At 62.6% G+C, this 13,084-nt stretch carries 11 protein-coding genes; 4 read left to right on the top strand and 7 right to left on the bottom strand.

The window, feature by feature from the left end; translation table 11 throughout:
• Positions 1 to 62 precede the first annotated feature (62 nt).
• Positions 63 to 701 carry an MBL fold metallo-hydrolase gene (locus EGH25_RS02265; RefSeq protein ID WP_266085873.1) on the top strand — a complete coding sequence of 213 codons (639 nt, stop codon included), beginning with the start codon at positions 63 to 65 and terminating at the stop codon, positions 699 to 701.
• Here EGH25_RS02265 and EGH25_RS02260 read toward each other — a convergent pair.
• Genes EGH25_RS02260 through EGH25_RS02250 form a run of 3 tightly spaced genes read right to left on the bottom strand, consistent with a single transcriptional unit; the run spans position 692 to position 2,478 of the window.
• On the bottom strand, positions 692 to 1,453 hold the full coding sequence (locus EGH25_RS02260) for a TrmB family transcriptional regulator (RefSeq protein ID WP_266085872.1): 762 nt from the start codon (positions 1,451 to 1,453) through the stop codon (positions 692 to 694). The two genes, EGH25_RS02265 and EGH25_RS02260, sit on opposite strands and share 10 nt — an antisense overlap.
• A gap of 39 nt (positions 1,454 to 1,492) precedes the next feature.
• Positions 1,493 to 1,996, bottom strand: a complete 504-nt coding sequence (locus EGH25_RS02255) for a DUF7344 domain-containing protein (RefSeq protein WP_266085870.1) — start codon at positions 1,994 to 1,996, stop codon at positions 1,493 to 1,495.
• A gap of 41 nt (positions 1,997 to 2,037) precedes the next feature.
• Positions 2,038 to 2,478, bottom strand: a complete 441-nt coding sequence (locus EGH25_RS02250) for a PUA domain-containing protein (RefSeq protein ID WP_266085868.1) — start codon at positions 2,476 to 2,478, stop codon at positions 2,038 to 2,040.
• A 57-nt stretch (positions 2,479 to 2,535) separates the two neighbouring features.
• Here EGH25_RS02250 and EGH25_RS02245 point away from each other — a divergent pair, with 57 nt between their 5' ends.
• From EGH25_RS02245 to folP, 3 genes are read left to right on the top strand one after another with little or no spacing between them, the layout of a single operon-like run.
• Complete coding sequence (locus EGH25_RS02245; RefSeq protein WP_266085866.1) at positions 2,536 to 3,975, top strand: NAD(P)H-hydrate dehydratase; 1,440 nt, start codon at positions 2,536 to 2,538, stop codon at positions 3,973 to 3,975.
• A gap of 23 nt (positions 3,976 to 3,998) precedes the next feature.
• Entirely contained in the window at positions 3,999 to 5,546 is a 1,548-nt protein-coding gene (gene purH, locus EGH25_RS02240) for a bifunctional phosphoribosylaminoimidazolecarboxamide formyltransferase/IMP cyclohydrolase (protein WP_266085864.1), read from the top strand.
• 42 nt (positions 5,547 to 5,588) lie between these two features.
• Positions 5,589 to 7,916: a dihydropteroate synthase gene (folP, locus tag EGH25_RS02235; RefSeq protein ID WP_266085862.1), complete on the top strand. Its 2,328-nt coding sequence runs from the start codon at positions 5,589 to 5,591 to the stop codon at positions 7,914 to 7,916.
• Between the two features lie 29 nt (positions 7,917 to 7,945).
• Here the strand turns inward: folP and EGH25_RS02230 are convergent, their stop codons facing one another.
• The 4 genes from EGH25_RS02230 to argS all read right to left on the bottom strand — a co-directional run bounded on the left by EGH25_RS02230 (position 7,946) and on the right by argS (position 12,932).
• The gene (locus EGH25_RS02230; protein WP_266085861.1) at positions 7,946 to 8,866 is read right to left on the bottom strand and encodes a DNA adenine methylase; all 921 of its coding nucleotides are present in this window, start codon (positions 8,864 to 8,866) and stop codon (positions 7,946 to 7,948) included.
• A gap of 137 nt (positions 8,867 to 9,003) precedes the next feature.
• On the bottom strand, positions 9,004 to 9,927 hold the full coding sequence (locus EGH25_RS02225) for an AEC family transporter (protein WP_266085859.1): 924 nt from the start codon (positions 9,925 to 9,927) through the stop codon (positions 9,004 to 9,006).
• Positions 9,928 to 9,934: 7 nt separating this feature from the next.
• Positions 9,935 to 11,146: a proteasome-activating nucleotidase gene (locus EGH25_RS02220; protein WP_266085857.1), complete on the bottom strand. Its 1,212-nt coding sequence runs from the start codon at positions 11,144 to 11,146 to the stop codon at positions 9,935 to 9,937.
• Positions 11,147 to 11,204: 58 nt separating this feature from the next.
• Positions 11,205 to 12,932: an arginine--tRNA ligase gene (gene argS, locus EGH25_RS02215; RefSeq protein ID WP_266085855.1), complete on the bottom strand. Its 1,728-nt coding sequence runs from the start codon at positions 12,930 to 12,932 to the stop codon at positions 11,205 to 11,207.
• Between the last annotated feature and the right edge of the window lie 152 nt (positions 12,933 to 13,084).

Genomic DNA, 13,084 nt, shown 5'->3' with positions numbered 1-13,084 from the left:
GTTGCGCCCCTGTCACATAAAGACCGCGTAAGAACGAAGTCGTCGCGGGTGCTTCCCTAACCATGGAAATCGTACGTATCGATCTGCTCGGAACGAACGCGTACGTCGCTGATGGCGAGACGCTCGTCGACGCCGGGTGGACGTGGAGCGCGTCGTCGGTGCGCGAAGCCGTAGAGGACGCGGGGTACGCGTTGGGCGACATAGACCGCGTCCTTGTCACGCATTACGACCTCGATCACGTCGGCGGTCTTGCGTCTCTTGAGAAGGCGGGGCTTGACGCGCCCGTATACGCCGCGGAACCCGATGCGTCGTTCCTCGCGGGTGAGGCGAAGCCACCTCTCCGGAACGCCAAAGGCGCGTTTCAGCGCGCGGTCGGCGTCGGTATACCGACACCCGAAACGCAGGTCGAACGCGTCGAGGAGGGCGACGAGGTCGCGGGTTTTGAGGTCTATGAGACACCGGGGCATACACCGGGTCACGTCTCCTACCTGAGCGACGAGGCGGCTTTCGTGGGCGACGCGTTCCGCGAGTCGGGAGGTACCGTCGGTACGATGCCCTCGTACATGTGTTACGACACGACGGAGGAGCGCCGTACCGCGGAACAGCTTGGGGAGGTTCTCAACGACCGGACGGCTTACGTCGGACACGGTGAACCCGTCGAGAACGCTGGTGAGAAGGTACGCGCCGCGTTTCAGGGCTGAATCTCGTCGCCGAGCCATCCCTCGGATATCTGCGCGAGCGCCGACGCGAAGCCCGTCTCGGCGCTCCAGACAGCCGTCTCGCCGACACCTTCTTCGTCGAGGACGGTGAGAAGGACTGTGTCGGCGTCGACCATCACGAAACGTCCGCCTCTGTCCTCACGGACGGCTTTTTCGGGTGTCTCTATCTCCGAGACCTCGCAGGCGTCCTCAAAGTCGGCGAGGAGGCGTGTATCCTTGCTTATGACGTAGACATCGAGGTCACCGCCGAGTTCGATGAGACGTTGCTTAAGACCGTCGGTAACGAGTTCGGCGTCCGTGGTCATGAAGACGACGCGTCTGTCCGCCTCGTCAAGAAGGCTGGTTACGCGCGAGTCGATGTTGTCGCCGCCCTTGACCGTCCAGAAGTCCTCGCGCTCCTCGTCGTGTTGGGAAGACCGTGCACGCTCCTTCTGTAGGTAGTCGAACGCACGATCCGTCTCCTGAACGAAACGCTCCTGTAGGCGTCCGCGCGCCTCTTCGAGCGTCACGGGTCGGTACTCCATCGGCTTCGACTGCTGTACCTCGACCAGACCCCGATCCTCAAGCGTCTCCGCGGCTCCGTAGACCTGTGAACGCGGCACGTCGGTATGTCTGTAGACATCGCGCGCGGTGGCAACGCCGAGGCGCTGTAACGCGATAAACACCTTTGATTCGTACTCCGAAAGACCGAGACGTTTCAAGGATTCGACCGCGTCCCCTTCGTCGTTTCCCATCCCTTGGGAACTGTCGACCTTCTAATATACCTCTTGTGGTCAGAGTAACCGGCGTGTGAAGGTCTGGTACAGGGCGGAGGCGGAGACGACGAGAAGGTAGAGGACAGCCCAGTACTCGACGCCGATGTCGGCTATGAGCGGTGCGCCCGTGGTATGCGCGAAGACGGTTGCGAGACCCACGAGACCGACTGCGAGGTAGTACTCGCTCCAAGAGATCTCGGTGCCGGGGACAACCTCCATGTAGACGGCGACATCGCGGAAGCTGTCGGAGAGTGTGACCTCCTTCGTGTCCGTGTCGTAGTTTAGGATGTCGAGGTCGTCCATCTTGGGCAGATGCGTCTGATGGAGAGAGACGTAGACGGTCTTACGCGCGTCCTTGGGCGGCGGAGACTCACCCGTTTCCTTTCGGGCGATATACTCGGCGATATCGTTGACCTCAACGCCGTCCTCGTTGGCGCGCAGGTAGTCGATAGTGTGACGGCGGCGTTCGCTACTGAGTATCTCGTAGACAACCGTCTCGTCCAGCCTGTCCTCGTCGCTCATCTACGGAGACAGATAGGTTAAGCCCGCATTAATCTTTCCTATCAACGTACCAGAACAGCGACGCCCGTCCCAAAGTCACGCATCTCGTCGGCGCAGAGTTCGGCGCGTCCCGTGGTCACGAACTCGTCGTCGGGTCCCGTGACGAGAACCTCGTCGCCCGCGCGTACGTCGTCGTCGACGCGTTCGACGAACTTGGCGAACCCGTTTTTTCCGTCGCGGAGGTAAGGTACGCTTTCGTCGCCGAACTCGACGCGTCCGCGCGGCGGTTCGAAGGCTTGGTGGAGACGTTCGCCGGCGGTGTCGCTGAGGGTCAGACGTCCGTCCGTCTTTAACGTAGCCAGACGCCCTCCGTCGTGCAGAACCTGTGAGACACGTCCGGTGCGCGTGTTCCTGAACTCGGCGTCGTCGGGGAACAGGGCATCGCCCGCGCCGCGTCCGAACTGGTAGTCGGCGACCGTGCGCACCTTTGACAGGTCGTCCATGGATGGGGTACGCGACGGTTCGACAACCTTTTTTCGGCTTTCGGTCGAACTCCGTGTATGATTACGTCCCAACGTATGGCTGTCGTAGACCGGAACGCATCGGCTCTCGGCGTCTCGCCCGACCGTCTCATGGAGAACGCGGGCGCGGCGCTCGGACGCGAGGCGAAACGCGAAGATCCTGACGACGCAGTCGTTCTAGCAGGTACGGGAAACAACGGCGGCGACGCCCTCGTAGCGGCGCGTTTCCTGTCGAACGTCGCGGACGTGACGACCGTCTTACTCGGCAGGTCTTCGAGAATCCGGTCACAGGAGGCGTCCGAGAGCTGGAGGATACTCGAACGGTCGGAGGCAAACCTCGTCGAACTACGTGACTCGACGGCGCTCGACGACCTAAACTTCGACGTCGACGTGGTAGTTGACGGTATGCTCGGCGTCGGTGTGTCGGGAGGGTTACGCGAACCCGTCGCCTCGGCGGTCGAAACCGTCAACGGTTCGGACGCGCGCGTCGTATCCGCCGATGTTCCCTCAGGGGTAGATCCCGACGTTGAGGAGCCGTCAGGGGGGTACGTCGACGCCGACGCCGTCGTGACGTTCCACGACGAGAAACGCGTCCACGGCGCTCTCGACGCACGCGTGGTCGTCGCGGATATTGGCATACCCGACTCGGCAGAGGAGCTCGTCGGACAGGGCGACCTCTGGCTACTACAACGGATGCCCGACGCCCACAAGGGCGACCACGGACGTGTCCTCGTTGTCGGCGGCGGACCGTACACGGGCGCGCCCGGGCTGACCGCACGCGCGACGTTACGCGCCGGTGCGGATCTAGTCGAGGTCGTCGCGCCCGAACGCGCCGCGGATGCGGTGGCGTCGTACTCGCCCGACCTGATAACGTCGGCACTCGACGGCGACCACCTTAAACCGCGGCACGTCGACGGTGTAGCCGAACGTGCGGAGGACGCGGATACGGTCGTCGTAGGACCGGGGTTGGGTTCGGCGGACGAGACGCTCGACGCTGTCGGCGAACTACTACCACGCCTCGATAACGCCGTGGTCGACGCCGACGCGTTACGGAAGATCGATACGGTAGACGAAGACGCCGAGGTTATCGCAACCCCGCACGCGGGCGAACTCGCGCACCACGTCGACGGCGTACCCGACGGCTGGCGTGAACGTCGCCCTGTGGTCGAGAGGTTCGCGGAGGAGAAAGGCGTCGTAACGCTCCTGAAAGGTAGGTACGACGTAGTCTCCGACGGCAGTGAGACACGCGCGTCGCGCACCGGCAACCCGGGTATGACCGTCGGCGGCACGGGCGACGTTCTTGCGGGCGTCTGCGGTGCCCTCTCGGCACGTCTCGGATGCTTCGACGCGGCGTGTATCGCCGCCTTCGCAAACGGACGCGCGGGCGACGCCGTAGTCGAAGAGAAGGGCTACGGTATAACGGCGACCGACCTCGTCGAGGCTCTTCCCCAGGCGCTACGCAAAGACGAAGACGTTTAGTCTACAGCGGCGCACGCTTCACCATGACCCTCAGAATAGCCGGTCTTTCATCAGGCGAGGGCGACCTGCTTCTGTCGTTACACCGTAAGGCGGAGAAAGGCGTTGTAGACGCGGAGGTAGAGGTCGTCGTGAGCGACCGTGACGCGCCGGTTCTCGAAGAGGCGGAAAGGGTAGGGATAGAGACGGAACGTATCGAACGCGAGGGCGACAAACGCGAACACGAGGAACGTATCGCCGACGCCGTACGTTCGGTCGACGCTGACCTCGTCGCTCTCGACGGCTACATGCCTATACTGTCCGACGGCTTCGTCGACGGGTTCGCGGACAGTATCGTCTCGTCGCATCCCTCGCTCCTTCCTTCGTTCAACACCACCGATCCGTGGGGGTCGGCGCTCGAAGCGGGCGTTGAGGTGACGGGTGCGACGGTGCATTTCGTGACGGACGAGATAGGAGAAGGTCCCGTGCTGACACAGGAACCCGTCCGTGTACGTCCCGACGACGACCGCGGTTCGTTACGCGATCGCGTCCGTCGTGCCCAAAGGTCGGCGTACGCGCGCGCCGTCCGTCTGTATCCGGACGCGAGTATAGACGACGGAAACGTCGTCTACGACGAGGGTACGTTCGGCGAAGGTCGTTTCGAGGCGTTCGACAAGGCTGAAACGCTCCGTTACGGCGAGAACCCGCACCAGAACGCCGCCGTCTACCGCGACGGAGGCTTCGAGGGCGGTTCCGTCGTCGACGCAGAGGAGGTCGGAGCGGGCGGTAAGGGTATGTCTTTCAACAACTACAACGACGCCGACTCTGCCCTCGCCGCGGTACGTGAGTTCGACGAACCTGCTGTGGTCGTGGTTAAGCACACGAACCCGTGCGGCGTTGCGACGGGAGAAGACGTTGCGGAGGCGTACGACCGCGCGCTTGCGACAGACGAGATGAGCGCGTTCGGCGGTATCGTTGCTCTCAACCGAGGGTGCGACGCGGCGACCGCAGAAGCTATCACGGGGTCGTTCAAGGAGGTCGTCGTCGCGCCGTCGTTCACAGAAGATGCTCTCGACATCCTACACGAGAAGGGGAGTCTACGCGTCCTGCGCACGGGCGAACTCGACGGCGAACGCGACGACCGTGTGACCAAGAGCCTCGAAGGAGGCTTGCTCGTACAGGAGCGCGACGACCTCCGCGTCACACGTGACGATCTCGACTTCGTAACCGAGCGCCAACCGACCGACGAGGAGGTTCGGGGTATGGTGTTCGGCTATACGGTCGTCAAACACGTCAGGTCGAACGCCATCGTACTCGCGCGTGAGAACGAGACAGTCGGCGTGGGTGCGGGACAGATGTCACGCGTCGACGCCGTCCGTCTCGCGTGCGACAAGGCGGAGAAGGAGGTCGAAGGCTCGGTTCTCGCTTCGGACGCCTTCTTTCCTTTCCGCGACAACATAGATCTCGCGGACGAAAACGGCGTGCGCGCGATCGTCCAGCCGGGCGGTTCGAAACGCGATGACGAGGTCATAGAGGCGTGCGACGAACACGGTATAGCGATGGCGTTCACGGGGGAACGTTGTTTCAAGCACTGACGCGTCGTCACGCTTAACCGGGGTACGCGCCTAAGACGGACGATGGAACCACGCGAGGCGGTCGAGTACCTCGACGACCTGCGGCGGTTCGGCGTAAAGGAGGGCTTCGGAAGGACACGCCGCCTTCTCGACGCCGTCGGAAAGCCGCACGTTTCTCTCGATACCGTCACCGTCGGCGGTAGCAACGGAAAGGGTAGCGTCGCACGTACGGTCGAATCATGCCTCCGTCACGACGGTCGTTCGACGGGTCTGTACACGTCGCCGCATATGTACCGTCTGGGCGAGCGCGTCCGTGTGGACGGAACGGAGACGCGACGTTCACGTATACGCGGCTTCGTCGAACGCGTACGTCCGACGGTCGAAAGGATGATCGCCGAGGGCGACGCACCCACCTTCTTTGAGACGACGACGGTGATGGCACTCGACGAGTTCGCGCGCCGTGGTGTCGATGACGCTGTGCTTGAGGTGGGTCTCGGCGGAAGACTCGACACCACGCGTCTCGCGGACAGCGATATCGCCGCCGTCACGTCGGTCGCTCTCGAACACACGGACGTTCTCGGTGAGACCGTAGCCGAGGTTGCGGAGGAGGTGGCGGGTGTCGTTCCCGAGGACGGCGTCTGCGTCACGGCGGCGACGGGCGATGCGCTCGACGTCGTACGCTCAAAGACGGACGAGCGGGGTTCGAAACTCCGCGCAGTCGGCGAGGATATAGACGTTGAGAGCCCCGGACGCGACGGCTTCGAACAGCGTCTCGTCGTAGATGGCGAGGAGAGGTACGACCTCAGAACCCCCTTGCTCGGCGAGCATCAGGCGCGTAACGTCGCCGTAGCCGTCGGCGTCGCCGAGGAACTCGGCGTCTCCCCCGACGGTATACGCAAAGGCGTACGGCGCGCCGACTGGCGCGGACGTTTCGAGGTCGTAGAGCGCGAACCCCTTGTCGTCCTCGATGCGGCGCACAACCCAGCGGCGGTCGATGCCCTCGTCTCGACTCTCGACGGCTTCGACTACGACGAACTCAGCGTCGTATTCGGCTGTATGTCGGACAAGGACAACGTCGGGATGGCGTCGTGTCTCTCCGGCGCGGATCGCGTATACACCGTCGAACCGTCGAGGGCGCGTTCAGAGGACGCGGATTCGCTCGCCGGTGTCTTCGAAGGACAGGGAGTGGAAGCTACGCCGTGCTGTGGTGTCGCCGAAGGTGTACGAACCGCAGTCGACGCCGCAGGGGCAGGGGACGCGGTCGTGGTAGCGGGTTCGTTGTGGACGGTTGCCGAAGCGCGTCGTCTCTGGACGGAAGACACGACGGCGGCGAGGTTCGACGGGATGCAAGACGCCGGAAACTACTTCAGAACCGCGGGCTTCGAACCCCACGGTACGCCCGAAAGGACGGTACGTATCCACGACCTGACACGCAACGAGGCGTTGGCGCTCGAACGCACCGCATCACGTACAGGCGCGTCCGTCTCCGTCTCGCGTTACGCGCCCGATACGTACGTCGACGCCGTCGTTACGGCGACGCCTGACGAGTACCGTGCTCTCGTCGACGAAGGTGTGGTAAGGAAGCCGTTCGAGGAGGTCTTCGGGGAGGGAGACGGGACGGACGTCATGGGTATACTCAACGTCACACCCGACTCGTTCTACGACGGCGGCGAGCACGACGCGGTCGGCGACGCGGTTGAGCGCGCGTACGAGATGAACGCGGAAGGAGCGGATATAATCGACATCGGCGGCGAGTCGACGCGTCCGGGTGCGGAACCCGTACCTGTCGAGGAGGAACTCGACCGTGTCCTGCCGGTTGTCGAACGTATCGCCGACGACCTGACCGTCTCTGTCGACACACGGAAGCCGGAGGTGGCACGCGAGGCGCTCGAAGCGGGTGCGGAGATACTCAACGACGTCACGGGACTCGCCGACCCCGAGACACGGCGCGTCGCGGCGGAAGCCGGATGCAAGGTCGTCGCCATGGACTCCGTAAACGTCCCCGTCGACCCGTCCGCACAGAGCTACTACGACGACGTTGTAACGGATGTCGCGCGCCGCCTCTCCGAGACCGCGTTGCAGGCGCGGCGTGCAGGAGTCTCCGCGGAGGATATAGTACTCGATCCCGGTGTCGGCTTCGGAAAGGGAACCGACGGCGATCTCGAACTCCTCCGTCGCACCGACGAGATCGCGTCGCTCGGCTACCCCGTCCTGTACGGCTGTTCGCGTAAGTCTTTCCTCGGTAGTGCGACGGGGGAGGAGGAGGACGACCGTCTCGCGCCGAGCGTCGCGGCGCATTTCTACGCGGCTTTGAGAGGCGCGTCGTACGTCCGTGTCCACGATGTCGCCGAAACCGCGCGCGCACTGCGTCTCGCGGAGTCTTTCGACTGACCCTGCGCGCCCGAAGCTTCCGAAACCCGCTAAAACCCAGCCAGCCCCCGCTGTCCGGCTTTCTGACAATCGTCCGGCGGTACGTTTGTTGCGATAATCTCGTTCACCTCGCCGCGGTTTGTACCGTCGCTGTTTATTGACCGCGTAGCACCTTCGACTTCGACGCGGAAACCGACTTCATCGTACATGTTGTACGTAACGCCGCTGTTGCTAAGAATCACGTACACACCGTTCTCGTCGAGTTCCTTCGCCACCTCAACCATACGTTCCTGATCCTTCCTTCCGAAACCCTCCTTTGAATAGCTCGTGAAGTACTCCGTCGCGCTCATCGGCTCGTACGGCGGGTCAAGGTAGACAAGGTCACCTTCTTCGGCTCGATCAATGATATACTCGAAGTCACGGTTCAGTATCTCGGTGTTCTGAACCGCCTCGCTCGCAGACCGTACCTCATCCGCACGCACCCAGTCGGGGTTACTGTACCGCCCGATCGGGACGTTGAAGCCGCCGCTCCGGTTCTCTCGGTAGAGTCCGTTGTAGCACGTTCGGTTGAGGTAGAGGAGGAGCGCGGCTTCTTCGAGTTCGTCGTACTCGTCACCGTACGGACGACGGTTGAACAGGGCGCGTTGCTGGTAGTAGTACTGCTCTACGTCCTTCGCCTTTCGGTCGGAGTCGGAGAACTCACGCGACGGGTCGGGTTCGTTCTCCGGGTGTTCAAAGCTCCGGCACTGTTCGATTAGCTCCTCAGGGCTGTCTCGTACCTTCTCGTAGAAGTTGACGAGACGCGGATTTGTGTCGTTAATCGTGCCGTCCCCCGGCTCCAAGTCGAAGAACAACGCGCCGCCACCGAACATCGGCTCGTGGTAACGGTCGTACGACTCAGGAAACCGGGCGTAAATCTCGTCAAGAAGCTGACGTTTACCGCCCGCCCATTTGAGCACCGGCTTCGTCATCTCTGGCTGTGTCTTCTTGTCGCCGATAGCATAAATCTACCCTTCGATGCATGTGAACGGTTCCGTTTCGGGTAGCAGTATAGATGGATTGTTTCTCCGGTCTACCAACCCCGACTGAGGCTTTATTTTCTTCTGAGCTACACGACGACGCCTGACCGCAACAGCTCCACGAGGAGAGTGACCGTCACCATGCTCACCACCGTCGTCGTCAGCACCGCGGTTGCGGCGTAGTCACGGTCGCCGCCGAACTCGACGGTTAGTATGACCGTGGTGACCGCGACGGGTGTCGAGGCTTCGAGTACGACGACGCGCGCCACGTCGGGGTCTGTGAATCCGAGGGCGACGACGACGGGAACAGCGACGAGCGGAGCGACGACGAGACGTACGACGTTGGCGAGTGCGACGTCACGGACACCGCCCGACGGCGTGGCGCGTGCTAACTGGACGCCGAGAACCACCAGCATCAGCGGTATCGACGAGTTACCGACGAGACGGAGCGTCTCCAAGAATGCGCTGTCGTCCGTACCGAAGCCGACGTAGCTGGCTCCGACACCCGCGACGACGGCGTATACAAGGGGTAGGCGTGCGACGCGTCGCATAGCACCGAGCGACGAGGAGGCGGCGTCGCGCGACGCTATGTAGACACCGACGGTGTACATCATGACCGTCGAACCCACGACGTACAGAACCGCCGTGGTGCGTCCCACCGACGGAAACGCAAAGACGGAGAGGGGTATACCGTAGTTCGCAGTGTTGGGAAACGTACCCGCGAGAACCAGACCGTTCCGCGCGCCGTCGGAGGCTATGAAACCGACGCCTTCAGAGACCCCCCACATTACGACCGTGAGAACCACCGCCGCGCCGGCGATACGCAGACCTTCGGCACCGCTCACCGACGCCGTCACGAGGCTATGAAAGACGAGCGCGGGGACGAGGACGTATACGGTGACGGTAGCCAGAGGCTCGGGTTCGATATCTGTCAGAACGCCGAGGACGTAGCCGACGCCCGCCACGGCAAGCACGGGCAGAACCGCCTGCGTGAAGGCGGATAGAAGCGACACCGCGCCGTCAGACGTACATGCTCTTCTCGCCTTCCTCCTCGGAGTCCTCGCGCACCTTGTCGTACGCGTCGAGGAAGTCGCCCATGTCGACGGTGGTTTCGCGGTCGCGTATCGAGAACATACCCGCCTCGGTGCAGATCGCCTTTACGTCCGCGCCGCTCATGCCCTCTGTAACGCGCGCGAGACGTTCGTAGTCGAGGTTGTCGGAGACGTTCATCTCGCGCGAATGTATACGGAATATCTGTTCGCGCCCCTCCTCGTTGGGCAGGGGAACCTCTATGAGCCTGTCGAACCGTCCGGGGCGCAAGATCGCGCGGTCGAGCATGTCGAAACGGTTGGTCGCGGCGATTATCTTCACGTCGCCGCGCCCCTCGAATCCGTCCATCTCCGAAAGGAGCTGCATCATGGTGCGCTGAACCTCGGCGTCGCCCGATGTCTTGCTCTCCGTCCTCTTCGAAGCGACGGCGTCTATCTCGTCGATAAAGACGACACTCGGAGCCTTCTGACGCGCAACCTCGAAAAGATCACGTACGAGACGCGCGCCCTCGCCTATGAACTTATGTACGAGTTCGCTACCCGCCATCTTGATGAACCTCGCGTCGGTCTGACGCGCCGCCGCCTTCGCCAACATCGTCTTACCCGTACCCGGAGGACCGTGGAGGAGAACGCCCGACGGCGGATCGATACCCGTCTCGTCGAACATGTCGGGGTCGGTCAGAGGTAGCTCTATGGTCTCGCGCACCTCCTTTACCTGTTCGTCGAGACCGCCTATATCCTCGTAGGTCGTGTCGGGCGTCTCCGTAACCTCCATCACGCGCGCACGTACGTCGGTCGAGTCGGTGAGAGCCTTTACGATAGAGAGCGAGTTGTTGACGGCGACGCGGTCACCCGGCTCTATACCCTCGCGCATCTCGTCCGTAACCTCTGTCAGCGCCTCCTGATTGTTGCCGTGCTGGCGCACGACGACGCCTTCATCGGTGATTTCCTGTACGGTGGCGACGAACAGCGGCGACTTCTTGAGCTTCTCGTTCTCGTGCTTGAGCCGCTCGACCTTCTGCTCGTACTTGTTCTTCTCCGCGTTCGCATCGAGTAGCTTGTCACGAACCTGTTCGTTCTCGCTTCTGAGCTTCTCGACGCGCTCCTGTAGCTCGTCGACCTTCTCCTTAGGAGGCGTGGAGTCGTCAACGGGTGAGTCTACGTCGTCCGAGATGTCAGTCATCGTATCCTGAATTGGTTCTCCTATTAAAAATGGGTTTGGGTTGTCTGTCACGAAACAGCTACATCGCTTCGGGCGTTTCGACGCCGATGAGTCCGAGCGACCTCTCTATGGCGACGCGTGACGCCGTAACAAGGGCGAGGCGCGCGCGCTTCGTATCCTCGTCGGCGTTCATAACGGGACAGTCGCGGTAGAACTCGTTGAAACGTTCGGCGAGTTCGCGCGAGTAGGTGGCGAGCCGGTGGGGTGCGAGTTCGTCGGCGGAGTCTTCGACGACGGCGGAGAGTTCGCCTATCTTGCGGATGAGGGCGCGTTCCTCCGGTGCTTCGAGTTCAGCGACCGCGTCGGACGGATCGGCGGGCTTCGCGTCGGTCTTCTGCCCTATACCCGACGCGCGCGCACCGACGTACTGGACGTAAGGCGCGTGCTGTCCGTCGAAGTTGAGCGCCTCGTCCCACCGGAACGTGATGGACTTTTGGGGCTGTCGTGCGACGATGTCGTAACGGACGGCTCCTATGCCGACGGCGCGGGCGGTCTCTTCGACCTCGTCGACATCCCGGTCGCGGTCGTCGGCGCGTTTCTCGATCTCCGCGCGCGCGCGGTCAACAGCCTCGTCGAGTAGGTCGTCGAGGTTGACGACGTTGCCTTCGCGCGTGCTCATCTGTCCTTCCGGCAGACTGACGAACGAGTAGAAGACGGATTCGGGGTCGCGGTCGTAGCCGAGGGCGTCGAGGGCGGCGGCGAGCTGGCGCGCCTGTAGCTTGTGATCCTCTCCGAGAACGTCGACGGCGCGGTCGGAGCGTTCGAACTTGTCGATATGGTAAGCGATGTCACGTGTCGTGTACAGAGACGTGCCGTCTGCGCGTACGAAGACGAGTTCCTTGTCTATACCCCAGTCGGTCAGGTCGAGCGCGTACGCGTCATCCTCCTCGTAGCTACGTGAGTCAGCCTTGAGACGTGACGCTACACCGTCGACGGTACCGTCAAGGACGTATCCGCTCTCGCGTACGAAACCGTCGTACGACGCACCGAGACGTTCGAGGCTTTCGAGCTGTCCTTCGAGGCAACGGTCGACCGTCTCGCCGACGTGTTCGAGAGCGCCTTCCTCACCGTCTTCGAGCGCCTGCAGGAGTTCGTCTATCTCGCGCTCTGCGCGTTCGGCGTACTCTTCTCCTTCTTCGCCCTCCAGAACCTCGTTCGCACGCCTGTAGTAACGGACGACGTCGTGGTCGCCCTTGTCGCGTCCATCGAGGTCGGCGACGTCGTCCTCGTCGAACTCGTCGAGCGCCCACGTGATGGTGGCGACCTGTCTGCCCATGTCGTTGACGTAGTACTCCACGGTTACGTCGTACCCGGCGGCGCGCATGACACGCGCGAGAGAGTCGCCTATAACCGGGTTACGCGCCCTGCCGATATGGAGGGGACCCGTCGGGTTCGCCGACGTGTGTTCGAGAACGATCGTCTCGTCCTTTTCGGGTAGTGTCGGGTAGCCGTCGTCGGTCGCCGAACCGAGGACGCGTTCGAAGTAGAGTTCGCTCGCGCGGAAGTTGAGGTACGGTCCCTGTGTCCCCACCCAACCGATGAGAGGGCGGTCATCGAGTGAGACGGCGGAGGCGAGCTCGTCGGCGATAGCCGTAGGGTCACCCGACAGCTTGAACGCGACGGGTGACGCGATGTCGGCGTCGACGCCTTCGGGCGGATCTTCGAGATCCGGATCGGCGTCGTACCCCGCCTCGTCGAGGGCTTCGGCGAGAGCGTCCCCGACCTGTCGGCGTAGTTCGGTCAACATGGGCGGTGGTACGCGTAACCGCGGTTAAACACTGTCGAAACCGTCGTGTCGGCGTCTTTTATCGACGTTTTTTACGGTCGTTTTGGTTCACTCCTCCGTTAGCTAAAATACGCGTTTTAGCCTACGCCAAGTATATGGCGTCTTCGCGCGTA

Origin of the sequence: Halorutilus salinus, from assembly GCF_026242195.1 — an archaeon.
GTDB classification, from domain to species: domain Archaea; phylum Halobacteriota; class Halobacteria; order Halobacteriales; family Halorutilaceae; genus Halorutilus; species Halorutilus salinus.
The sequence above is the reverse complement of the archived record's forward strand: the minus strand, read 5'-3'. Positions and strand labels throughout refer to the sequence as shown.